The sequence below is a fragment of the Flavobacterium sp. AC105 genome (assembly GCF_979258495.1).
Window position 1 is genome coordinate 1,299,596 of the sequence record NZ_OZ409860.1, and the last position, 22,540, is coordinate 1,322,135.

General features: G+C 31.2%; 23 protein-coding genes. 19 read left to right on the forward strand and 4 right to left on the reverse strand.

The annotated features are described in order from the left end of the window. The first annotated feature begins 1 nt into the window (after position 1). The 7 genes from ACZ0AH_RS05900 (at position 2) to ACZ0AH_RS05930 (ending at position 8,336) form a co-directional block, all read left to right on the forward strand. Complete coding sequence (locus ACZ0AH_RS05900) at positions 2 to 1,174, forward strand: glycosyltransferase (RefSeq protein ID WP_463474895.1); 1,173 nt, start codon at positions 2 to 4, stop codon at positions 1,172 to 1,174. A 54-nt stretch (positions 1,175 to 1,228) separates the two neighbouring features. Next, the gene (locus tag ACZ0AH_RS05905) at positions 1,229 to 1,780 is read left to right on the forward strand and encodes a WcaF family extracellular polysaccharide biosynthesis acetyltransferase (protein WP_463474896.1); all 552 of its coding nucleotides are present in this window, start codon (positions 1,229 to 1,231) and stop codon (positions 1,778 to 1,780) included. A gap of 4 nt (positions 1,781 to 1,784) precedes the next feature. Beyond that, the gene (locus ACZ0AH_RS05910) at positions 1,785 to 2,744 is read left to right on the forward strand and encodes an NAD-dependent epimerase/dehydratase family protein (RefSeq protein ID WP_463474897.1); all 960 of its coding nucleotides are present in this window, start codon (positions 1,785 to 1,787) and stop codon (positions 2,742 to 2,744) included. Between the two features lie 78 nt (positions 2,745 to 2,822). Beyond that, positions 2,823 to 3,575, forward strand: coding sequence for a glycosyltransferase family 2 protein (locus tag ACZ0AH_RS05915; RefSeq protein ID WP_463474898.1), 753 nt, complete (start codon positions 2,823 to 2,825; stop codon positions 3,573 to 3,575). A 12-nt stretch (positions 3,576 to 3,587) separates the two neighbouring features. Next, positions 3,588 to 5,006 carry an undecaprenyl-phosphate glucose phosphotransferase gene (locus ACZ0AH_RS05920; protein WP_463474899.1) on the forward strand — a complete coding sequence of 473 codons (1,419 nt, stop codon included), beginning with the start codon at positions 3,588 to 3,590 and terminating at the stop codon, positions 5,004 to 5,006. Positions 5,007 to 5,144: 138 nt separating this feature from the next. Continuing rightward, positions 5,145 to 5,936 (forward strand): polysaccharide biosynthesis/export family protein, encoded by a 792-nt coding sequence (locus ACZ0AH_RS05925; RefSeq protein WP_463474900.1) that lies wholly within the window; start codon positions 5,145 to 5,147, stop codon positions 5,934 to 5,936. A gap of 15 nt (positions 5,937 to 5,951) precedes the next feature. Continuing rightward, the gene (locus tag ACZ0AH_RS05930) at positions 5,952 to 8,336 is read left to right on the forward strand and encodes a GumC family protein (RefSeq protein ID WP_463474901.1); all 2,385 of its coding nucleotides are present in this window, start codon (positions 5,952 to 5,954) and stop codon (positions 8,334 to 8,336) included. A 100-nt stretch (positions 8,337 to 8,436) separates the two neighbouring features. Here ACZ0AH_RS05930 and ACZ0AH_RS05935 read toward each other — a convergent pair whose 3' ends face one another. After that, on the reverse strand, positions 8,437 to 9,174 hold the full coding sequence (locus ACZ0AH_RS05935) for a tyrosine-protein phosphatase (protein WP_463474902.1): 738 nt from the start codon (positions 9,172 to 9,174) through the stop codon (positions 8,437 to 8,439). Positions 9,175 to 9,324: 150 nt separating this feature from the next. Here ACZ0AH_RS05935 and ACZ0AH_RS05940 point away from each other — a divergent pair, with 150 nt between their 5' ends. After that, positions 9,325 to 10,518, forward strand: coding sequence for a DUF5009 domain-containing protein (locus ACZ0AH_RS05940; RefSeq protein WP_463474903.1), 1,194 nt, complete (start codon positions 9,325 to 9,327; stop codon positions 10,516 to 10,518). A gap of 65 nt (positions 10,519 to 10,583) precedes the next feature. Here the strand turns inward: ACZ0AH_RS05940 and ACZ0AH_RS05945 are convergent, their stop codons facing one another. Both ACZ0AH_RS05945 and ACZ0AH_RS05950 read right to left on the reverse strand, forming a co-directional pair. Next, positions 10,584 to 10,985 (reverse strand): hypothetical protein, encoded by a 402-nt coding sequence (locus ACZ0AH_RS05945; protein ID WP_463474904.1) that lies wholly within the window; start codon positions 10,983 to 10,985, stop codon positions 10,584 to 10,586. Positions 10,986 to 10,990: 5 nt separating this feature from the next. Further along, on the reverse strand, positions 10,991 to 11,587 hold the full coding sequence (locus ACZ0AH_RS05950; protein ID WP_463474905.1) for a hypothetical protein: 597 nt from the start codon (positions 11,585 to 11,587) through the stop codon (positions 10,991 to 10,993). Positions 11,588 to 11,732: 145 nt separating this feature from the next. Between ACZ0AH_RS05950 and ACZ0AH_RS05955 the strand changes: the two genes are divergently transcribed. The 11 genes from ACZ0AH_RS05955 to ftsY all read left to right on the forward strand — a co-directional run bounded on the left by ACZ0AH_RS05955 (position 11,733) and on the right by ftsY (position 21,017). Continuing rightward, the gene (locus tag ACZ0AH_RS05955; RefSeq protein WP_463474906.1) at positions 11,733 to 12,917 is read left to right on the forward strand and encodes a hypothetical protein; all 1,185 of its coding nucleotides are present in this window, start codon (positions 11,733 to 11,735) and stop codon (positions 12,915 to 12,917) included. Between the two features lie 30 nt (positions 12,918 to 12,947). Continuing rightward, positions 12,948 to 14,111: a glycosyltransferase family 2 protein gene (locus ACZ0AH_RS05960; protein WP_463474907.1), complete on the forward strand. Its 1,164-nt coding sequence runs from the start codon at positions 12,948 to 12,950 to the stop codon at positions 14,109 to 14,111. An 84-nt stretch (positions 14,112 to 14,195) separates the two neighbouring features. Continuing rightward, positions 14,196 to 15,542 carry a dihydrolipoamide acetyltransferase family protein gene (locus tag ACZ0AH_RS05965; RefSeq protein WP_463474908.1) on the forward strand — a complete coding sequence of 449 codons (1,347 nt, stop codon included), beginning with the start codon at positions 14,196 to 14,198 and terminating at the stop codon, positions 15,540 to 15,542. 215 nt (positions 15,543 to 15,757) lie between these two features. Next, on the forward strand, positions 15,758 to 16,528 hold the full coding sequence (locus ACZ0AH_RS05970; protein ID WP_463474909.1) for an exonuclease domain-containing protein: 771 nt from the start codon (positions 15,758 to 15,760) through the stop codon (positions 16,526 to 16,528). A gap of 90 nt (positions 16,529 to 16,618) precedes the next feature. Next, the gene (locus ACZ0AH_RS05975; protein ID WP_463474910.1) at positions 16,619 to 17,230 is read left to right on the forward strand and encodes a fumarylacetoacetate hydrolase family protein; all 612 of its coding nucleotides are present in this window, start codon (positions 16,619 to 16,621) and stop codon (positions 17,228 to 17,230) included. Continuing rightward, positions 17,230 to 17,574, forward strand: coding sequence for an Hpt domain-containing protein (locus ACZ0AH_RS05980; protein WP_463474911.1), 345 nt, complete (start codon positions 17,230 to 17,232; stop codon positions 17,572 to 17,574). The genes ACZ0AH_RS05975 and ACZ0AH_RS05980 overlap by 1 nt, the downstream gene beginning before the upstream one ends. A 216-nt stretch (positions 17,575 to 17,790) precedes the next feature. Further along, positions 17,791 to 19,044 (forward strand): CinA family nicotinamide mononucleotide deamidase-related protein, encoded by a 1,254-nt coding sequence (locus tag ACZ0AH_RS05985; RefSeq protein ID WP_463474912.1) that lies wholly within the window; start codon positions 17,791 to 17,793, stop codon positions 19,042 to 19,044. A 71-nt stretch (positions 19,045 to 19,115) separates the two neighbouring features. Further along, positions 19,116 to 19,352 (forward strand): 50S ribosomal protein L28, encoded by a 237-nt coding sequence (gene rpmB, locus ACZ0AH_RS05990; protein ID WP_008468080.1) that lies wholly within the window; start codon positions 19,116 to 19,118, stop codon positions 19,350 to 19,352. Positions 19,353 to 19,379: 27 nt separating this feature from the next. Then, positions 19,380 to 19,562, forward strand: coding sequence for a 50S ribosomal protein L33 (rpmG, locus tag ACZ0AH_RS05995; protein WP_008253902.1), 183 nt, complete (start codon positions 19,380 to 19,382; stop codon positions 19,560 to 19,562). A 79-nt stretch (positions 19,563 to 19,641) separates the two neighbouring features. Next, positions 19,642 to 19,794, forward strand: coding sequence for a DUF4295 domain-containing protein (locus ACZ0AH_RS06000; RefSeq protein WP_007805819.1), 153 nt, complete (start codon positions 19,642 to 19,644; stop codon positions 19,792 to 19,794). Positions 19,795 to 20,063: 269 nt separating this feature from the next. After that, the gene (gene ftsY / locus ACZ0AH_RS06005; protein ID WP_463474913.1) at positions 20,064 to 21,017 is read left to right on the forward strand and encodes a signal recognition particle-docking protein FtsY; all 954 of its coding nucleotides are present in this window, start codon (positions 20,064 to 20,066) and stop codon (positions 21,015 to 21,017) included. Between the two features lie 348 nt (positions 21,018 to 21,365). Here ftsY and ACZ0AH_RS06010 read toward each other — a convergent pair whose 3' ends face one another. Next, a complete protein-coding gene (locus ACZ0AH_RS06010; protein ID WP_463474914.1) occupies positions 21,366 to 22,433 on the reverse strand; it encodes a serine hydrolase domain-containing protein in 1,068 nt (355 codons plus the stop codon). Positions 22,434 to 22,540 lie beyond the last annotated feature (107 nt).

The following is a 22,540-nucleotide window of genomic DNA, read 5'->3' on the forward strand; positions in this document are numbered from 1 at the left end:
AATGAAAATTCTACGTGTTATTTCATCGTTACATCCCAATAAAGGTGGCCCTTGCCAAGGTATACGTAATGCGATTCCTTATTTTACACAATTAGGAATTGTAAATGACGTGGTTTGCATGGATGATAAAAATATTGATTATCCGGTTAATGATAATTTTACTATTTATAAAATAGGTAATGGTAAAACATCATATCAATACAAACCAGTTTTAGTTGAATGGCTTGAAAATAATGCTTCAAATTATGATTTTATAATAATTCACGGGATTTGGCAATATCATAATATTGCTGTATATAAAGCAATTAAAACGCTTAGGGCTAAAAGTAAAAAAGTACCAAAAGTTGTTATCATGCCACATGGTATGTTAGATCCTTATTTTCAATTAGCAACTGAAAGAAAATGGAAAGCATTCAGAAATGAACTTGTTTGGTTTTTTATAGAGAAAAAATGTATAAATAATGCTGATGCAATTTTTTATACATGTGAAGAAGAAATGAGGTTAGCAGCAACTACTTTTAAGAGTTATAATCCACGTAAAGCAATTGATGTAGGTTATGGTATTCAAATGCCTCCAGAAAATAACACTGATTTTAGAGATGCATTTTATAAAATTTGTCCAAAAATCAGCAATAAAAATTTTTTACTTTTTTTAAGTCGAATTCATGAAAAAAAGGGAATTGATTTATTGATAAAAGCTTATAATGCATTACATGAGGAGAACTATAAAATGCCAGATCTAGTTATTGCTGGGCCATTAGAGTCTGATTTTGCCCAAGAAATGGTACATCTTGCAGCGAGTAATCCAAAAATTCACTTTTCAGGCATGTTAACAGGTAAAGCAAAATGGGGGGCATTTTATAATTGTAATGCATACATTTTGCCAAGCCATCAGGAAAATTTTGGTATTGCCATTGTTGAAGCTATGGCGTGTAAAAAGCCTGTTTTGACAACAAAGAATGTAAATATTTGGAAAGAGATAGAAATGGGTAAAGGAGGATGGATTGTAGATTTAAAAGAAAAAAATAGTATTAGGTCCAGTCTATTAAAGATTTCTTTACAGTCAGATGAAAAATTAATTGAAAAAGGAAATTTAGCTTTTGAGACATATTATAATAAATTTGATGTTAATAAATTTGTAGAAAAATTTGTGAGATCTTTAAAAACAATTTAAACATATTCTTATGTTTTTGAGTTTAAGAAAAGGAAAGTAATAATATATTTAAATATGGTATATCAAGATCTAAAGAATTTTCAAGTTCCTTCAGAATTTAGAGGAAGGTCAAGAATAACTGTTCAACTATGGTGGATAGTACAATCAACGTTATTTGGCTGTTCACCACAAGTGTGTTATGGCTGGAGGCGTTTTCTTTTGAGGTTATTTGGTGCTAAAATTGGAAAAGGAGTTCTGTTGAGATCAACTGTAAAAATAACTTATCCATGGAATGTTGAAATTGGTGATTATAGCTGGATTGGAGAGGATAATGTTCTTTATAGTTTAGGCAATATCAAAATTGGTAGAAATGTTGCTTTAGCACATAAAGTTTATTTGAACACAGGAGGACATGATTATCAGAAAAGTAGTTTTGATATTTTTTCTAATTCTGTTGTAATTGAAGATGAGTGCTGGATAACAAATGATGTTTATGTAGCACCAGGAGTAACAATTGGTAAAGGTTCTATAATCGCAGCGCGAAGTTCGGTGTTTAAAAATGTTCCTTCTGGTAAAATTTACGCTGGTACTCCCGCGTTACCAATTAAAGATAGAGTTATAAAATAATAAAATGGCAAAAATACTAGTTACAGGAGGATCAGGTTTTATAGGTACAAATTTAATATTGAAATTAATAAAAGATAAGCATGAAGTATTAAATATTGATATAGTAGAACCAAAATTACGTGAATATAATATTTTTTATCAGAAGATTGATTTGTGTAATTACAAATCTTTAGAGGAATCAATAATTGCATTTGGACCTGAAATTATAATTCACTTAGGAGCTAGAACCGATTTATCAGGAAAAACATTAGAAGATTATAATGCAAATATAATAGGAGTTGAAAACCTTTTAAATGTTTTAGAGAAATTAGAAAATATAAAAAGAGTAATTTTTGCGTCTTCGATGTATGTATGCCAACCAGGTTATTTGCCTAGAAATTATGATGATTATAAACCACACACAATATATGGTGAAAGTAAGGTTTTAACTGAAAAAATTATTAAGAAACGAGATCCAAGTTATAAATGGACCATAGTTCGACCAACTTCTATTTGGGGACCTTTTTTTGGAGAGCCATATAATCTTTTTTTTAAAATTGTTCTTTCCCATAAATATTTTCATATGGGTAAAAGAGCCTGTAAAAAAACTTATGGTTATATTGATAATTTTATTTATCAGTTATTATCAATAATTAATGCCGAAAACATTGAAATTGACAAAAAAACTTTTTATTTGGGAGATTACGAAGCGTATGATATAAGTTCTTGGGCAGACGAAATATCGAATTTTAGAAATATAAAAATCACTAATATCCCATATATTTTTTTTGTGATTGCGGCCTTTTTTGGAGATTGTCTAAAACTAATAGGACTAAAGTTTCCGATGACAAGTTTTCGACTAAAAAATATGACAACTGATAATGTTTTTGATTTGTCAGAAATTAAAAAGATAGCACCTGTTTTACCAGTTCTAAGAAAAGATGGAACGAAGATTACAATAGATTGGATGATTGGAAATGAATAATTTTATTCACAAAAAAGAAATAGATTTATAATTTTAATAAAGATCATAAATCGATGAATAAATACATATATAAAAATAATGCGCGTTACAGTAATTACAGTTTGTTATAATCGAAAAGCAACTATTGAGCAATCAATAAAAAGTGTTTTAGATCAAGATTATTCTAATATTGAATATATCATAATTGATGGTAATTCTTCAGATGGTACTCAGGATATAATTGAATTATATTCAGATAAGATTAGTAAATATATTTCAGAACCTGATAAGGGCATGTATGATGCAATTAACAAGGGATTAAAATTAGCTTCAGGTGATATTATTGGATTAATGCATTCAGATGATGTTTTTTATGATTTAAAAGCAGTTTCTAAAATTGTACAAGCTTTTAATAAAGAACCGTTCACAGATGCTATATATGGAAATGGTATTTATATTACAAATGATGATAAAGAAAAAATAGTTCGTAATAGAATTGGTGGTGAGTATGATCGAGAAAAGATAAAATCAGGGTGGTTACCTTTACATCCTACAGTTTATATTAAAAAGTCTGTTATTGAGAAATATGGTAATTATAATTTAGATTTTAAAATAGCATCAGATACAGAATTTTTGCTGAGGTATTTATTTAAGTATAAAATAAAAGTTACTTATCTCAATGAATATATTGTTAAAATGAAAATGGGAGGTTTAAGTACTAATTATAAAAGAGCTTATGAAATATTGTTAGAAGATTATAATATTTATAAATATCATAATATTTCGGGTATAAAGGCTGTATTTCAAAAAAAAATGAGTGCTTTATTTCAATATTTAAATACTAAGCATTAACAACTTTCTTTTATGGAACTTTTGAAGCAACTATCTCAATATCGTTTTTCACGTTATTTTAAACTTTTGTTTGTAGTGTGGGATGTGGTTTTATTAAATATAGCTATTTTAATATCTGCATTACTAAGATTTGGTAGTATTGATAAACTTTTTTTGAAAGAAGTAGAAACGGTTTCGTTATTAGGAAATCTAGTTTGGATTTCTTTGTTGCTTTATAGGGATTCATATAGAATTGTGAGGATTGAGCCAATAGAGTCTATATTAAAACGAACAATTAAAATGGTAATACTTCACGCTTTTATTATTGCGGTTTTTGTTGTTTTTCTAAAATATTCAGATATTTCACGACTCAGATTACTATATTTTTATATTTTCTTTTTTGGTTTGTTAATGATTTCACGATTTTTATCAATGAAATTATTGAAATATATTAGAGCAAAAGGTTATAATTTTAGAAATTTTATTATTATTGGTGCAAACGATACCGGTGAGCGAATGCGAAAAATATTGGAGAAAGACCTTACATATGGATACCGTTTTTTAGGTTTTTTTGATGAAAGAGTAGATCCTTTTGCTTTTATTTCATCTCCCGTATTAGGTGGTTTTGATAGTGTTGAAGATTTTATAATTAATAAGGAGGTCGATGAAATGTATGTGGCATTGCATATTGATAACATCTCAGTAATTAATAATTTAATACAAATTTGTGAGCATCATATGGTGCGAATTAAATTTATTCCTGATTTTCAATTGTACACTAAATCTAGCAAAGTTGAAATTTCATTTTATGATAATACTCCGGTATTGATGTTTAGACCTGAGCCTTTAGAATTTACTGTAAATAGACTTCTTAAAAAAGCATTTGATATTTGTTTCTCTTTTGGAGTTATTTTATTAATATTTCCTTGGTTATTCCCAATAGTAATGTTGATTATTAAAATAGAATCTCCTGGTCCCGTTTTTTTTCAACAAGAACGCTCGGGACGAGATAATAAAAATTTTAAGTGTCTTAAATTTAGAAGTATGCGTCTTAATGGATCTGCAGATAATAAACAAGCTAGAAAAGGAGATAATCGTGTAACAAGGTTTGGCGCTTTTATTAGGAAAACTAGTATTGATGAATTACCTCAGTTTTTTAACGTCTTTTATGGTGACATGTCAGTAGTTGGCCCAAGACCACATATGGTAAATCATACTAAACAGTATAGTGAACTAATTAATAATTATTTGGTTCGTCAATATGCTAAACCAGGTATTACTGGATGGGCTCAGGTAAATGGTTATCGTGGCGAAACAAAAGAATTAATTGATATGGAAAATAGAGTTGAATATGATATTTGGTATATTGAAAATTGGAGCTTATTATTAGATGTCAAAATTATTGTTAAAACCGTTATTAATGTTTTTAAAGGAGAAGAAAACGCTTATTGATTCAGTTTCTTCCTATTCTTGTTTTATAATTACCATAATCTATAAATATTTGAAATAATCTACGCAATAATATAGTAATTCTCTTTTAGCTTAATTTTTTTTAAATTCCTATATTTGCTTAGTAAAATTGTATATCTAATGAAATTGAAATCTTCCTTTTTTATAAAAACAATTAGCTTTTTATCGCTAGTGTTTTTATTTTTTTCTTGTGCTTCTAAACAAAATATAGTGTATTATCAAAATATTGATAATACATCATTGCAGCAAAATGCTAATTCATACGAAATTAAAATTCAACCCGATGATTTGTTAATGATAATAGTATCAGCTGAAGACCCGGAAATAGCAATTCCTTTTAATTTATCATCAATTGTAATTCCTAATTCATCTAAACCTGAATTGATGACTGGTCAACAAACAATGCAATCTTATTTAGTTGATAGAAATGGAATGATAGATTTTCCCGTTTTAGGAAAATTGCAAGTAGGAGGTTTAACTCGTTCAGAGCTATTAAAATCTCTCAAAGCAAAAATTGAGGTTTATATAAAAAATCCAATTATAAACATTCGAATTATGAATTTTAAAGTTTCCTTACAAGGCGAAGTAAATCTACCTGGGACATATCCAATTGTTTCAGAGAGAATTACTTTAATTGAAGCTCTAAGTATGGCAAAGGATTTAACTATATATGGAAAAAGAGATAATATTTTGATAATTCGAGAAGTTAATGGGGTAAAATCTTATAACAGAGTTGACATTACAAAGTCAGACTTTATTAATTCACCTTTTTATTATTTAGCTCAAAATGATGTGGTGTATGTAGAACCAAATAAAACAAGAGTTAATTCATCTGCCGTTGGTCCAAATACTTCTGTGATAATATCAGCGGTCTCTATATTAGTGTCGCTTTCTGTTCTAATCTTTAAATAAAATTAAAATAACGAAATGCAAAAACTAGATTTTTATAATGATATTGTTGAAGACGAAATTGAAAACGTTAATATTAGAGAACAATTACATAAATATTTAATTCACTGGCGTTGGTTTTTACTGAGTATTGTAATTTGCTTAATGGGAGCTTTTTTGTATTTGAGGTACACTACTCCAAGTTATCAAGCAACCACAACTATACTCGTTAAAGATGAGAAAAAGGGAGGAATGCTTTCAGAGCTATCTGCTTTTGCTGATTTAGGTATAGGAGGAAGTATGAAGAGTAATGTTGATAATGAGATTGAAATTTTAAAGTCAAGAACTTTAGTTGAAAGTACAATTGATAAATTAAATTTAAATGCAACTTTATTAGTTGAAGGAAAAGTTGTAGATCGTGATATTTATGCTGAAGCTCCAATTAATATTCATTTTATTAATAAAACTGATTTATATAATGATTCTAAAGTCATTTTTAATTGTAAACTTTTAAATAGTAATACTTTTGAGTTAACTAATGAAACTGAAGATGAAAAGGATAATGTTATACTTACATCTAAAAAACAGTTTAGATATGGTGAGAAAATCGGAACGCATTTAGGGGTGCTAATTGTTAGTAAAACGGATTATTATGAAAAAAATCATTCTGATAGATTTAAAACTATTCGGATCTTAATTAGCCCTTTGGATGATCTTACTGAAAGTTTTAGAAATAGGTTGAAAGTTGAACCAATAAGTAAAACAAGTAGTGTAGTTAGTATTTCAATTTCTGATCAAGTGTCTAAGAAAGCTGAGGCATTCTTAGATAATATGATTCAAATTTATAACGAAAATGCTGCAGAAGATAAAAATTTTATTTCTGAAAATACTTCGAAGTTTATTGCTGGTAGATTGGGTTTAATTGCACAGGAATTGGATGGAGTAGAGCAAGACGTAGAAAGTTTTAAAAGGCTAAATAAGTTAACTGACATTGAATCTGAGGCAAAGCTTTTTATTGAAGGATCAAATGAATATGATAAAAAAGGAGTAGAAGCTGAAATTCAATTAAATGTTGTTTCTTCTTTATTAGATTTTATTAAAAAAAGCACTAATTCCGATTTATTGCCAACAAATATGATTACTGAGAATGGTGATGCCAGTGGATTAATTAGTTCTTATAATCAGTTGGTTTTAGATCGTAATAGAATTTTGAAATCTGCAACAACTGAAAATCCATCCGTAATAAAATTAGATCAGCAAATATCTTCTTTAAAATATAATGTTGCTACGAGTTTGAAACGTATGCAATCTAATTTACAAATTCAAAATAGAGACTTAAAAAGTCAAGAAGGAATTTTAAATTCAAAAATTGGTAAGATTCCTGTTCAAGAGCGCCAATTTAGGGTAATTGCCAGGCAACAAAAAGTAAAAGAAGAATTATACCTATATTTATTACAAAAAAGAGAAGAGACTGCTATTTCGCTTGCCGCGACTGAACCAAATGCTCGAGTAATAGATGTCGCTAAGGCAGAAAAATATCCTGTAAGTCCAAAGAAAAAAATCATCTATTTAGCAGGAATGCTTTTAGGTCTGTTAATTCCTTTTGGAATAATATATGCCGATGACTTATTAGATACCAAAATTAAGAGTAAATTAGATTTAGAAGGAAAAACACAAATACCATTTATTGGTGACGTTCCAACTTCTGATGATATTGCTGAATTGATTAAGTCAGAAAGCAGGACAAGCTCGGCCGAAGCAATACGTATTGTAAGGACGAATCTGGAGTTTATGCTTAATAAGGTTCCGGAAGGAATTGCGAAAACTATATTTGTAACCTCTACTTTTCCATCAGAAGGGAAAACTTTTATATCTGTGAATTTAGCAGCTACTTTTGCTTTATCAGGAAGAAGAGTATTGTTAATTGGAGCGGATATTAGAAATCCAAAATTTGGTGAGTATATTGACGTACCAAGTTTAGGTTTGACCAATTATCTGTCTGCAAATGATAAAAATGTTCAGGATTACATTATTAAGCATCAAGGATATGAGAATTTCTTTATTCTTCCTTCAGGTGTAATTCCTCCTAATCCTGCAGAATTGTTGATGGGTAAAAAAGTAGATCAGCTTTTTGCTGAGCTTAAAAAGGAATATGATTATATTATTGTAGATACAGCTCCTGTTAGTTTGGTTACAGATACTTTATTAATTGCTAAAAATGCAGATACTTTTGTGTATGTAATGCGTGCTAATGTTTTAGAGAAACGAATGCTGAATATTGCAAATACTTTTTATAAAGAAAAGAAATTACCAAATATGTGTATCGTTCTTAATGATACCGACTCTACAAAAGGTTATGGCTATGGTTATGGTTATGGTGTAAGAGTAGAGAAGAAACCTTGGTACAAGAAAATTTTCTCTTAATAAGATAGAATACATCAATAAACAAAAAAGCGGTTCAAATATTTGAACCGCTTTTTGTTTATTATACTTTATGAATTTAACTGATAATTATTTTCTTTAATTAAAATTTGAAAAATTGATTGTTGGCGATAATTTCTTTTAAAGGATTTAAACTCTCAATTTTTATTTTCTGATTAAATGATGCGATATGATTGTCATGATGCACATCAGTCCCAACAAAATCATACATTCCTTTTTTTAATAGCTCTTCAGCAATTTTAGTTATTTCGTTGCCATAATAGCCAACAGTTGCTAATAAATTCAGCTGAAATAAGCAACCGGCTTTTTTTAGTTTTGCATATTCATCAAATTTTTTATGGTAAAATAAATACCTTTCAGGATGAGCTAAAACCGGAATATAACCCGCAACTTGTAGATCAAAAAGTATTTTATAAAGTTGTACAGGTGCATTCATGTATGACATTTCTACCAATACATAATTATCTTTTAGAGTAAGAAGCTTCTCGTTTTGAAAATGATTTTCAAACCAGTCATCCATGAAATATTCGGCAGCAGCCTGAAAAGGAATTTGGATATTGTTTTCTTCTACTAAAAGTTTAGTTTCTTTATGATTGTCAATAATAACCTGAGGGGAATTATTCCAAATATAATGACTAATATGTGGTGTTGTAGTGAATTGGGAGACTCCTATTTCCTGAAAAGCTTTTGCAAGTTTTATAGTGTCCTTAATTGTTTTTGCCCCATCATCAATTCCAGGTAATAAATGTGAATGAATATCAATATAATTCCCAGATAGGAGGTCTTTTAAATACGGCTTTGATTTTAAGAATGATAACATGGGTGCAAAAGTAAAGAAATTGTAAAGATTTTCAGTAATTGACAGCGAAGAATTTTATTTAAAACGATTTATGACGAAATTGTTATAGAAACCTAATTTGAGATTTCTTCTATTAGTTTATATTTGTTATTATCAATACTGTAAGAATTTATGAAAATTAAAGAAAATTTATATAATCAAAGAATTATTTCGATAGATGCTTTGCGCGGAATTACCATTTTTGTAATGATTTTTGTAAATGAACTTGCAAGTATCAAAAATGTACCACAATGGATGAAGCACATGCCTGCAGATGCTGATGCAATGACATTTGTCGATGTAGTTTTTCCAGCTTTCTTGTTCATTGTTGGTATGTCAGTTCCTTTTGCCTTTAATGCCCGTTTATTAAAAGGTGATAGTTTTAAAACGATTTGGACACATACTTTAAAAAGAGCACTGGCTTTAATTATTATTGGTGTTTTTATGGTCAATGCAGAATACGGTTATGATGCATCAAAAATGATGATCGAACCTGTGTTTTGGGGACTTTTAGCTTATGCAATGCCAATTCCGATTTGGAATAAATATGATAAAGATTTTCCGATTTGGTTAAAAAACATATTTCAATATGGCGGAATGCTGGTTTTGGTTGCACTATATTTTTTATATGTTCAGGAAGATACCGGAGAAATTGGGATGACGCCAAAATGGTGGGGAATTCTGGGCTTAATAGGTTGGGCATACCTTATTACAGTAATTTATTATTGGCTGGTTTCAGGAAAACTATGGGCAATGATTGCTTTTTTGGCTGTCTGCGTTATAGCAAATTCAGCTAATTTGACAGAAGGATCAATAATACAACAAACCTCTTGGTTAAATTTTATAGCCGGACACCTAACTCATGCATCATTAGTGAGTGCCGGAGTAATTATTTCATTGCTGTTTTTTGATCGAAAGGTAGATGCTAAAATTAATTGGCCTGTAATTGGTTTTGCGATTCTCTTTTTTATAACAGCTTATGTACTTCGCCCTTATTATGGGATTTCAAAAATAAAAGGCACTCCTTCATGGACTATGTTTTCGGCAGCAATATGTACCGTTTTATTTTACTTTCTTTATTGGTTGATGGAAATCAAAAAACAAACCAAATGGAGTAACTTCTTCATGCCTGCAGCTGCAAATCCGTTATTGATTTATATTTTACCGGGCGTAATTTATTATTTCTGTAAAGCTTTTCAAATTCATATTATTCCGGGGTATTTCCGAGAAGGAGTTCCGGGAATTATCTGGTCGCTTATATTCTCAACAATTATGTTGTTTGTAATGAAATTATGTAATAAATATAAGATTCAATTACACTTATAAAAGGGTTGAAAAGTTTCAGGTTTCAAGTTTCACACAAAACTTGAAACGTGAAACGTGAAACAATTTTATCTAACACGTTTGAAAGAAATTGGTCCGTTTCTTTTTTTATTATCTATAAAAGTTCCTTCCAATGTATTTCCATCTTCGGATAATGTTAAAGTATGCGTTCCCGCGGTTGCCCAACCTTCAATTGGCAACGTAACATTTACGCTATAAATGATCGTGTTTCCATTTCTTTTTCCGATGCCGCTTTCTACAAATTTTTGACCTTTCCATTCCAGATAATGTGAGAAAATAACTTTTCCGTTTTGCTCAGATATAATTGCAACTGCATTCTGAACACCGGGATTAATATCTTCCCAAACTCCATTAATATCAATTTTTGGAAAAATAGATTTTTTTTGGCTAAAGCCGAAATTTGAACAGCATATTGAAATTAAAAGTAAAAGAAAAAGTCTTGTTTTCATGTTTTTTATATTTGAACGATAACTGATTTTATTTCTAAAAATGCTCCCGAAACTGGATTGTAATTCACAAAATTGAATTTACAAAGATTATGAATGTTCAAAAGTTTTCCGTTAGGCAATCCGTCTTGTTTAAAATCTGACCACGGAATTTTAATAGTTGTGAATCTTTTTGGCGAAGGCTGTAAATCAACTCTCGGATGCGAGCCACCATGCACACAACCCGTTCCTTCCTGATTTCCTTCTCGTGCTTGTAATTTTATTAAATGAGATGATTTATAAGTTATACTCACATATTTTGAACTATCAAATAAATTTGTCGGAACGCCATCATTTGAATCCGAAGATGTAATCAAAACATTCAATTCAATTTCGCCAACAGGATTATCTTTTGCGGTTGCCTTAATGATGCCTTTTTCCTGACGAATACGATTAATTGTTTTCTGACTTTCTAAAACCGGACCTGCAATATACCAATTTGATGTTTTGACTAAATTTCTGTTCGAATCCAATATTTTTTCAAAAGAAATAAAACTAAAAATGAAAATTCCAATCGTTATTTTAAAAAGTAATGATCTAATCTGAATCAATATTTTGGTTTTCATGTAAATGAAATTTTTATTCAAAATCAAAAATATGCTTTTTTAGAATTGGTTATGATTTTCTTTTTTTTTTATTATTTCTAAAATCGACTTCAGTTATAAATAAAATTTTAAATTTGTAAGAAGTTGTTTCTGAAAACCTTACAAAATGAAAAGTATAAAATTTCTAATTGTTTTATTTTTCTTTTTTCTAAGTTCATTTTGTTATTCACAAAATGATACCATTACGAACAATCATGAAAAGGATATTTTGGATGTTTTATATAAGCTTTTCAAAAAGAACGATTCAATAAGCCGAAGCGATAAAAAGCTGGCTTTTTCTTTATTACCGGCTCCTTCTGGTGCAAATTCACAAAACGGACTTGTGGTTTCTTTTTTGACCACTTTTTATTTAGGCGAAGATCATGAAGCGACCAATATGTCGCAGATTACTTTTTCGCCTTATTTTAGTTTTAGCAACCAATATGTTTTTCCAATTCAGTCCTATATATACACCAAAGAAAATAAATGGAATTTTATTGGAGATTACCGCTACTTAATTTATCCGCAGCTTACTTACGGATTAGGAGATCATAATACAAAAGAAGAAATGTCGACTTTAGATTATCAACAATGGCGTTTTTACCAATTTGTTACCCGAAAAGTTATTGGTGATTTTCGATTAGGTGTGGGTTTATTATTTGATAATTATAAAAATATATCGGAAGAATCAGATATCGATGAACCAACTGATTATGTGAAATATATGAATGGTGATTTTTCGGATGAAACCTCATTCGGATATGCTTTTCAAGGTTTGTATGATTCCAGAAAAAATACCGTTAATCCGGAACAAGGACTTTATATTGAAACCGATTTGAGAATAAATACAAGTGGAGTGCAAGGAAATAAATGGCAATCTTTGTATGTTGATGCTCGAAAATACCACTCTTTTAGTAAATACAAACATAGAGTTTGGGCTTCACGTGCTTTTTATTGGTCTACTTTTGGAGGTAAACCGCATTATCTTGATTTGCCAAGTATTGGCTGGGATCGTGATGGAAGGACAGGGCGTGGTTTTACCAAAAACCGATACCGAAGTAATGCACTAATTTATTTTGAAACAGAATATAGAACTGATATTACCAGAAACGGCTTTTTTGGTGCCGTATTTTTTGGGAATATTTCATCAGTTTCAAAGTTAGATACCTATCAGTTTGATAAATGGCATCCCGCTGTTGGAACCGGAATTCGAATTAAATGGAATAAGAAAAACAATAGTAATTTGGCTCTGGATTATGGGATCAGTAAAAACGATTGGTCTTTACGGTTGGGATTATCGGAAAATTTCTAACTTTCCAGAAAAATTCAGTAAATCCTTTTCATGCAATTATCAGTAATTATTCTTAATTATAATGTGCGTTACTTCTTGGAACAATGCGTTTTAAGTGTTCAGGAAGCAATTTTGTCTCTTGATGCTGAAATTATTGTCGTCGATAATAATTCAGCAGATGATAGTTGTTTAATGATGCAAAATAAATTTCCAACTATAAAACTGATTCAGAATACAGCCAATTTTGGTTTTCCTAAAGGAAATAATATTGGAGTTGATCAAGCTCGCGGAAAATATATTTGTATTTTAAATCCGGATACAGTAGTTGCTGAAAATACCTTTAAAAAGATTTTGGCTTTCGCCGAAAGGCAAATCGATTTGGGAATAATTGGCTGTAAATTAATTGACGGAACAGGAAATTTTCTGCCAGAGAGCAAACGAGGAGTTCCAACGCCATGGGTTGCTTTTACAAAGATTTTTGGATTGTATAAGATTTTTCCAAAATCTAAATTTTTCAATCAATATTATGCGCAGTATTTAGACATGAATGAAACCGGAAAAGTTGATATTCTAGTCGGCGCTTTTATGTTCATGAAGCGGGATTTATATCTTGAATTACAAGGTTTTGATGAAAACTGCTTTATGTATGCTGATGATATTGATTTGTCATATCGCGCATTGCAGAAACAGAAATCAAATTATTATTTTCACGAAACTACCGTTTTGCATTATAAAGGTGAAAGTACAATAAAGGACGAAAAATACATGAAGCGTTTTCAGGAAGCAATGAATTTTTTCTATCAAAAGCATTTTAAGAAATCCTTGTTTTTTACATTTTTTATTCAAATTGGAACCTGGCTTTTTTCATTTGTGAAAATGTTTCAGGGAAAACCTAAACCAAAACCTTTACCCGAAAGTTATATTTTTTATTCCTCAAATAAATTTTTGTCTGAAAAATTACCTTTTATTTTAAAAAATAAAGTGCTGTTTTTAGATTTCAAAAAAGAAAAAATGGTAAATTCGTCCCTGATTTTTAAGGGTAAAAGGATTGAGATTATTTTGGATAATCAGTATGTTTCGTTCAAAAAATGTATCAAAATCATAGAATCTCTTAAAGATAAGAACATTACTTTTAAGATTTTCCCTAAAAACGCCAATTTTATTATTGGAAGCGATTCCAGAAATGACAGGGGGCAAATTGTAAAAATCGAGTAAAAAATTATATTAAATGTAATTTATATTTAAAATATTCAGTAATTTCGCAATCGGAAAATCAAAATCACCCTTGAGGTTAACAATATGGCAAGATTTGAATTAAAGCTTCCTAAAATGGGAGAAAGTGTCGCTGAAGCAACTATAACAAATTGGTTGAAAGAAGTTGGAGACAAAATTGAAGCTGATGAAGCTGTACTGGAAATTGCAACTGATAAAGTTGATAGTGAAGTGCCAAGCGAAGTATCAGGAATTTTAGTTGAACAATTATTTGGCAAAGATGATTTAGTTCAGGTAGGACAAACCATTGCGATTATTGAGACTGAAGGTGGCGCTTCAACTGTAAAAGCTGAAGAAGTTGCTCCTGCAGAAGTTGCTGAAATTGAAAAAACAATTGACGTTGCTAAAGAAACAATTGCAGCTCCGCAAGATTTTTCAGGATCAGATAAGTTCTTTTCTCCTTTAGTAAAAAATATTGCAAAAGAAGAAGGTATTTCTATTGCTGAATTAGACAGTATTGGCGGTTCAGGAAAAGATGGCCGAGTAACGAAAGAAGATATTTTAAAATATATTGAAGACCGTAAATCTGGTGCTGTAACTCCAAAAGTGGAAACTCCAAAAGCTGAGACTGTAACGGAAACTGCGACTGTAACTCAGGTTGCTCCTAAAACAGTAGAGCCAGTAGTTCAAAAAAGCCAGCAGGCAGTTCCGGTTTCTGTAAATGGCGGTGACGAAATCATCGAAATGGACAGAATGCGTAAACTAATTTCGGGATACATGGTTGCTTCTGTACAAACTTCGGCTCACGTACAATCGTTTATTGAAGTTGATGTTACCAACATTGTAAAATGGAGAGAAAAAGTAAAAACTGCTTTCGAGAAAAGAGAAGGTGAGAAGTTGACTTTTACGCCAATTATGATGGAAGCGGTTGCAAAAGCATTAAAGGATTTTCCTGGAATGAATATTTCTGTTGATGGCGAATATATCATCAAAAAGAAAAATATAAACCTAGGAATGGCTGCGGCTTTACCAAACGGAAATTTAATTGTTCCTGTAATTAAAAATGCAGATCAATTAAATCTTGTTGGAATGGCAAAAGCGGTTAACGATTTAGGTAATCGTGCAAAAGCCGGAAAACTAAAACCAGACGATACACAAGGCGGAACTTATACGGTTACGAATGTGGGAACTTTTGGAAGTGTTTTTGGAACGCCAATTATCAATCAGCCACAAGTAGGAATTCTTGCTCTTGGCGCAATTCGTAAAGTGCCGGCAGTTATCGAAACTACGGAAGGTGATTTTATCGGAATTCGTCAAAAAATGTTCTTATCACACTCTTACGATCACAGAGTTGTAGATGGAGCTTTAGGCGGAAGTTTTGTAAAAAGAGTAGCAGAATATTTAGAAGCTTTTGATGTAGACAGAGATTTCTAAATAGTGTAAAAATAAATTCAAACCCGGGAAATTTTAAAAGTTTTCCGGGTTTTTTGTTTGTAAGAAAAGGTTAAGAAAACGAAGTGGAGCTTTCTTTGACAACGATTTTAAAAGTTAAAAAGGAAAAATTGAAGCTAATTTTGTTTAAAAAAGTCACGAATAAAGGAGAAAATTCGGCTTTAAAAATTACATTTGTAATCTTATAAAAATTAAAAATGGAACTCAAACTCAACAAACCAATCTGCTTTTTTGATCTTGAAACAACCGGAATTGATATCGGTAAAGATCGAATAGTAGAAATTTCGATATTAAAAGTTTTTCCAAACGGAAATAAAGAAAGTAAAACCTGGTTAGTGAATCCTACGATTCCAATTCCTCCACAAACAACGGCTGTTCACGGTATCACAGACGAAAAAGTAGCAAACGAGCCTACTTTTGCAGAACTGGCGCCGCAAGTTCATAATATGATTAAGGATAGTGATTTGGGCGGATTTAATTCTGATCGTTTCGATATTCCCTTGCTGGCAGAAGAATTGCTGCGTGCAGGAGTTGATTTTGATATGAAAAATAAAGTTTCTGTAGATGTACAGACTATTTTTCATAAAATGGAAGAACGAACTTTGAGTGCGGCACTGAAATTTTATTGTGGAAAAAGTTTGGAAAATGCCCATTCTGCAGAAGCAGATACTATGGCAACCTACGAAATTTTGAAAGCACAATTAGATCGTTATCCGGAATTAGAAAATGATATGAAGTCATTATCTGAATTTACAACCCGTAAAAAAATAGCTGATTTTGCAGGAATGATTGCTTTTGATAAAGACAACGAAGAGGTATTTACCTTTGGAAAACATAAAGGCGCCAAAGTCAATAAAATCCTGGAAACTGAACCAGGATATTTCAGCTGGATTCAAAACGCTGATTTTCCATTATATACCAAAAAGGTTTTAACGGCAATTAAATTAAGAAAGTTAAATACGAAATAAGCTCGTAATTTGCTAAGGTTCTAAGATGCTAAGTTTTGTGCATATTTTCTTAGAGTGTTAGTATTTAGGATCTTAGTAACTTATAAAGAAATGAAGATTATTTGCATCGGTAGAAATTATACCAATCATATTGAAGAGTTAAAAAACGAACGCCCGGATGAGCCAGTGGTTTTTATGAAACCGGATTCGGCAGTTTTGTTGAAGCAGCATCCGTTCGTAATCCCTGAATTTTCTGAAGAGATTCATCACGAAATTGAAATAATTGTTAAAATCAATAAAGTAGGAAAGTATATAGAACCTAAATTTGCGCATAAGTATTATGATGAAATAAGTGTAGGTATTGATTTTACTGCCAGAGATTTACAAGATAAATTAAAAGCAAAAGGATTGCCTTGGGAGAAGGCAAAAGCCTTTGATGGTTCGGCAGTTATTGGAGATTTTTTGCCAAAAAGCGAATTTGTTTCTATGGAAAATCTTACATTTGAGTTGACAAACAATTCTAAAACGGTTCAAAAAGGCAATACAAGCTTTATGCTTTGGAAAATTGATGAACTAATTTCTTATGTATCGCAATATTTTACATTAAAAATTGGAGATATTATTTTTACAGGAACGCCGGAAGGAGTTGCGGCAGTTAAGCCAAATGACGTTTTAGAAGGCTTTTTAGAAGATAAAAAACTATTTAGAATACAAGTAAAATAATGGCTTTAAAATATAACCTTTCAAAAGTATATGCACTTTCAGATAACGACCCTGAATTTGTAAACGAAATTCTAAAATTATTTGTTACCGAAGTTCCCGAAGATTTAAAACAAATCAAAGAAGGAATCAAAAAAAAGGACCATAAATACGCCTATTCTTACGCGCACAAAATAAAACCTACATTAGATTTAATGGGTTTAAATGTTGCTTTTGAAGAAATTCTGCAAGTCGAAGCCTGGACAAAGGCAGAAGGCAAGAAAAAAGAAATCATCGAAACTTTTAAAAGTATTAAAATACAGATAAAAGATGCGATTAAGGAAATCAAAAAAGATTTTGATTTGTAAAATTTGGGCGTGCCCCTGTTTTTGCCCTTTTTAAATTTAGGTCAAAAACAGGGTCGGGTCATTCACTATATCTTTTGTTCCGGCAATTTTTTTGTTAAAACAGACGTTTCTTTTGTCACAAAAGGATGCCGTTTCTACCCCTCACGCAAATCGGTAATTCACAACCTTCTTTATAATAATAACTTACATTATTGTAAGTAAAAATATTCTACAGCTATGAAAGCAACAATTATCACTATTGGAGACGAGATTTTAATAGGTCAAATTGTAGATACAAACTCTGGTTTTATAGCCAAATCTCTCGACCGGATTGGAGTTGAAATCAATGAAATGATTTCGATAAGCGACGATAAAACACATATTTTAGACACTTTTGCCCAACTGCAAAACAAGGTTGATGTTGTAATTGTGACAGGAGGTTTGGGACCCACAAAAGATGATGTTACCAAAAAAACATTCTGTGATTATTTTGATGACGAGTTAGTTGTAAATCCCGAAGTTCTGGCTCACGTGACTGAATTAATCGAAGGATTTTATAAACGACCAATTTCACAATTAAATAAAGATCAGGCTTTAGTTCCGTCAAAATGTACTGTTTTGCATAATAAAATGGGAACTGCGCCGGGAATGTGGATGAAAAAAGAAAATACAGTATTTGTATCGCTTCCGGGAGTTCCTTATGAGATGAAATATTTAGTCGAAGAAGAGATTATTCCTAAAATAGTTCGTGAATACAAACGCCCATATATTATTCATAAAACCATTTTAACCTACGGACAAGGCGAGAGCTTAGTAGCAGAACGTATTGAAGATTGGGAAAATAATTTGCCTCAATTTATTAAGTTAGCTTATTTGCCAAATCCCGGCAGAGTGCGTTTGCGTTTGTCGGCCAGAGGAACAGACAAAGAAGTTTTAGAAAAAGCAATCGAGGAAAATGTAAAATCATTAGATGCTATAATTCATGATATTATAGTAGGTTATGAAGAAAGTGAAACAATAGAATCTGTTGTTGGAAAAATTCTAACCAAACAAAATAAAACAATTTCAACAGCTGAGAGTTTTACAGGAGGAAAAATAGCATCGGTTTTATCAGCAGTTCCCGGAGCATCTAATTACTTCAGAGGCAGTATAGTTTCATACGCAACAGAGGCGAAGGTTAATGTTCTCGGTATCTCGCAGGATTTAGTCGATCAATTTTCAGTAGTTAGTGCAGAGGTTGCATCGGCTATGGCTTTGAATGTGAAAGAGATACTTAAAACAGACTACGCAATTGCCACAACTGGTAATGCCGGACCCACAAAAGGGGACTCAGATGCTGAAATTGGAGCTGTTTTTATCGCTTTGGCTACTCCAAATGGTATAATTGTGGAAGAATTTAATTTTGGTCAACCACGTGAAAAAGTGATAGATAGAGCTGTGATTAAGAGTTTAGAAATATTACAGAAAGAAATTTTAAAAAATGTGTTGTAATTTTTTGTTTCAATCGTTTATTTTTCTTTTCTTTGCACCCTGATTTTGAATAACGATAAAAGATAAGTATAATGTCAAGAGTTTGTGACCTTACAGGTAAAAGAGCGATGGTAGGAAATAACGTTTCTCACGCTATGAACAAAACTAAGAGAAAATTTTCTGTAAACTTAGTTAAAAAGCGTTTTTATCTTCCAGAAGAAGATAGATGGATTACTCTTAGAGTAGCAGCATCTACGATAAAAACAATTAATAAAAATGGAATCACTGCTGTTTTGAAAAAAGCACAGTCAGAAGGATTTATCAAATAATCTTTTCCTAAATAAATATATAGCAAGATGGCAAAGAAAGGTAATAGAATCCAGGTAATTTTAGAATGTACTGAGCACAAGACTTCTGGTGTTCCAGGAACTTCTAGATACATTACAACAAAGAACAAAAAAAATACTCCAGACAGATTAGAGATTAAAAAATTTAATCCAATCTTGAAACGCGTAACTGTTCACAAAGAAATTAAGTAATAATTAGAGATTTTTGTAAATCTTAAATGGTGGTTTTGCCATTAGAGTTTTATAAAAAACTTCAAATAACATTTGAATCATGGCAAAGAAAACCGTAGCATCGTTACAAACATCTTCTAAGAGATTATCAAAAGCCATCAAAATGGTAAAATCTCCTAAAACTGGTGCATATACATTCGTAGAATCTATTATGGCTCCTGAAGAAGTTGATACTTTCTTGAAAAAGAAATAATAACAAACACATCATATAGAAAAGCTACTTTCAGTCCGAAAGTAGCTTTTTTATTTTTATATTTGTCTAAAATTTAGAGAAGCCCAATAATTGGTTTTTTAAACTTACATTTCCGCTTTCCACTTCAATCTTTTATTCTTAACTTTAGAAGAAATAGATTTGTAATAATAGTCGGAATTATTTTAAAAATAAATTGCCTTTTTTAAGCTTTCAGACTTCAGATTGTCTAAAAATCCAGAAGTCTAACAATCTAATAATCTAATAATATAATGAGTTTTTTTAAAAAATTATTCTCTACTGATAAAAAAGAGACTTTAGACAAAGGTCTTGAAAAATCAAAAACTACTTTTTTCTCAAAGTTAAGCAAAGCGGTTGCAGGAAAATCTAAAGTCGATGACGATGTTTTAGATGATCTTGAAGAAATTCTGGTAGCTTCAGATGTTGGTGTAGATACAACATTAAAAGTAATTTCAAGAATCGAAAAACGTGTTGCCGAAGATAAATATTTAGGTACAGATGAATTAAACCAAATTCTTCGCGAAGAAATTGGTGCCTTATTATCTGAAACCAATAGAGGAGAAGCAACTGAATTCGATATCCCGAAAGATAAAAAACCATACGTTTTAATGGTAGTTGGTGTCAACGGAGTTGGTAAAACTACTACGATTGGTAAACTGGCATATCAGTTTAAAAAAGCAGGTTATAATGTCGTTTTGGGTGCTGCTGATACTTTTCGTGCCGCTGCAATAGATCAATTGCAAGTTTGGGCAGATCGTGTAGGCGTGCCAATCGTAAGACAAAACATGGGGAGTGATCCAGCTTCTGTTGCGTTTGATACCTTACAATCAGCCGTTGCTCAAAATGCTGATATCGTTATTATTGATACTGCCGGACGTTTGCACAACAAAATCAATTTGATGAATGAGCTTACGAAAGTAAAACGCGTGATGCAGAAAGTCGTTGCCGATGCTCCTCACGATGTACTTTTGGTTTTAGATGGTTCTACAGGTCAAAATGCATTTGAGCAAGCAAAACAATTTACGGCTGCTACAGAAGTAACTTCTCTTGCTGTAACAAAATTAGACGGAACTGCAAAAGGCGGAGTTGTAATTGGTATTTCAGATCAATTTCAAATTCCTGTAAAATATATTGGTGTTGGCGAAGGAATTGAGGATTTGCAGGTGTTTAATAAATATGAATTTGTAGATAGTTTTTTTAAATAATCCTTTTTAAATAATAATGAGTTTTTCTTCTTTAAAAAATATAACGCCTCTTACTTTTTATTTCGGAAGCGTTATTTGTTTTGTTTTAGCAAATGTATTAAGAGACAAAAGTTTATCTTTTTACTACGTTTTATTGGTTTTAGGATTGGTTTTCTTCTTTATGGGAATCTTAAAAAGACTTAAAACTAAGCGATAATATCTTTTTCCCTTGAAATTGATTTTATGATAATATTTAGTCCCTAAACGGGACAAAATGTATGAATCGCTTTTTTTTTTGCTACTGATATTTAATTCCTCCGAGATAATTGAGAATACTTATTGGTTAAAAAAAACTTTTTAACAAGACGATTATTGATACAAAGCACTAATTTTATCCCATAAGGTTTCATCAAAATCAGATAACGCTAAGTTGACTTCGTCAGCAGCATCGCCCATTCTGATAATGACCATGTTTTTGCTTGGTATAACATATATTTTTTGATCGTTTTTCCCTAAGGCCATGAACATATCATTTGGTGCAGTTGGAATCACACTTCCAGGGAAAGTTAATTGAGATTGTGGTAAATGATAATTTGCTTTTCCGTTTAGCCACCATAAATAACCATATCCTAAATTGATGTTTTGCGAAGTATTAGTTGCTTCAGCAAAATAAGTTTCGTTTAAGATTTGAGTATTATCCCATTTTCCTTTATTGAGCATTAAAAGTCCAAAACGCGCCATACTTCTTGTTGTGCTGGTATAAACACTATTTACGCCAAGTTGTACCCAATTGCCATTCATGCCAATTTTATCTCTTAATTTAGCATTGAAATAATTCTCCCAGGTTTGTCCGCTTGCTTTTGCGACCACATCCTGCAATTTTACATATACATTGTGGTATGCCCAACGTGTACCGGCATCGGCTTTATAAATTAAACTTGCCGGATCTACATCATCTGTGGTGTCGTCAAGACCGGATGTCATGGTAAGTAAATGTTTGCAGGTAATTAAGTTTTCTTTAGCGAGAGTTTCGCTCGTCCAGCCCGTTCCTAAATATTTAGAAACTTTATTGTTTATATTTAATAGATTTTCCTGTTGCGCAATTCCGGTCATTGTTGAAGTTAATGTTTTTCCGGCGCTTGCCCAATACCAGTTTGTGGTGGCAGAATGTCCGTTAAAATAGTTTTCGAGAACGATTCGGCCATTGACTAAAATGATGAATGATTTAGAATTTTTGAGTTCTAAGTAATCTAAAAGTGGCTGAACTGCATTTTGATTCCATTTTAAGTCTGAAACGGAAGTTGTTTCCCAAGTATTTCCTGTTAACGGAGGGAAATACATGCTTTGAGTTGGAGTAGCAGGTATTGGATCGTTGTCTTCTTTGCTACAGCTTATACATAATAAGAGAATCAGGATTTTAAAAATGTTTCTGGTCATGGTTTTTTGGTTTTGGTTTGGGGTTTGACCAAAAATATGCAAAATAGTTTAATGGGTTTTGTAATTTTTTATTTCTTTTGAATTTTATAAAGTTAACTTTGTGTCAC

Coding starts and splice junctions, on each gene's coding strand:
- ACZ0AH_RS05955 (WP_463474906.1), top strand. CDS start 11,733: ATGAAAAGTATAAAATTTCTAATTGTTTTATTTTTCTTTTTTCTAAGT.
- ACZ0AH_RS05935 (WP_463474902.1), bottom strand. CDS start 9,174: ATGTTATCATTCTTAAAATCAAAGCCGTATTTAAAAGACCTCCTATCT.
- ftsY (WP_463474913.1), top strand. CDS start 20,064: ATGAGTTTTTTTAAAAAATTATTCTCTACTGATAAAAAAGAGACTTTA.
- ACZ0AH_RS05980 (WP_463474911.1), top strand. CDS start 17,230: ATGGCTTTAAAATATAACCTTTCAAAAGTATATGCACTTTCAGATAAC.
- ACZ0AH_RS06000 (WP_007805819.1), top strand. CDS start 19,642: ATGGCAAAGAAAACCGTAGCATCGTTACAAACATCTTCTAAGAGATTA.
- ACZ0AH_RS05940 (WP_463474903.1), top strand. CDS start 9,325: ATGAAAATTAAAGAAAATTTATATAATCAAAGAATTATTTCGATAGAT.
- ACZ0AH_RS05920 (WP_463474899.1), top strand. CDS start 3,588: ATGGAACTTTTGAAGCAACTATCTCAATATCGTTTTTCACGTTATTTT.
- ACZ0AH_RS05985 (WP_463474912.1), top strand. CDS start 17,791: ATGAAAGCAACAATTATCACTATTGGAGACGAGATTTTAATAGGTCAA.
- ACZ0AH_RS05975 (WP_463474910.1), top strand. CDS start 16,619: ATGAAGATTATTTGCATCGGTAGAAATTATACCAATCATATTGAAGAG.
- ACZ0AH_RS05900 (WP_463474895.1), top strand. CDS start 2: ATGAAAATTCTACGTGTTATTTCATCGTTACATCCCAATAAAGGTGGC.
- rpmG (WP_008253902.1), top strand. CDS start 19,380: ATGGCAAAGAAAGGTAATAGAATCCAGGTAATTTTAGAATGTACTGAG.
- ACZ0AH_RS05960 (WP_463474907.1), top strand. CDS start 12,948: ATGCAATTATCAGTAATTATTCTTAATTATAATGTGCGTTACTTCTTG.
- ACZ0AH_RS05915 (WP_463474898.1), top strand. CDS start 2,823: ATGCGCGTTACAGTAATTACAGTTTGTTATAATCGAAAAGCAACTATT.
- ACZ0AH_RS05930 (WP_463474901.1), top strand. CDS start 5,952: ATGCAAAAACTAGATTTTTATAATGATATTGTTGAAGACGAAATTGAA.
- rpmB (WP_008468080.1), top strand. CDS start 19,116: ATGTCAAGAGTTTGTGACCTTACAGGTAAAAGAGCGATGGTAGGAAAT.
- ACZ0AH_RS05950 (WP_463474905.1), bottom strand. CDS start 11,587: ATGAAAACCAAAATATTGATTCAGATTAGATCATTACTTTTTAAAATA.
- ACZ0AH_RS05925 (WP_463474900.1), top strand. CDS start 5,145: ATGAAATTGAAATCTTCCTTTTTTATAAAAACAATTAGCTTTTTATCG.
- ACZ0AH_RS05970 (WP_463474909.1), top strand. CDS start 15,758: ATGGAACTCAAACTCAACAAACCAATCTGCTTTTTTGATCTTGAAACA.
- ACZ0AH_RS05910 (WP_463474897.1), top strand. CDS start 1,785: ATGGCAAAAATACTAGTTACAGGAGGATCAGGTTTTATAGGTACAAAT.
- ACZ0AH_RS05945 (WP_463474904.1), bottom strand. CDS start 10,985: ATGAAAACAAGACTTTTTCTTTTACTTTTAATTTCAATATGCTGTTCA.
- ACZ0AH_RS05905 (WP_463474896.1), top strand. CDS start 1,229: ATGGTATATCAAGATCTAAAGAATTTTCAAGTTCCTTCAGAATTTAGA.
- ACZ0AH_RS05965 (WP_463474908.1), top strand. CDS start 14,196: ATGGCAAGATTTGAATTAAAGCTTCCTAAAATGGGAGAAAGTGTCGCT.
- ACZ0AH_RS06010 (WP_463474914.1), bottom strand. CDS start 22,433: ATGACCAGAAACATTTTTAAAATCCTGATTCTCTTATTATGTATAAGC.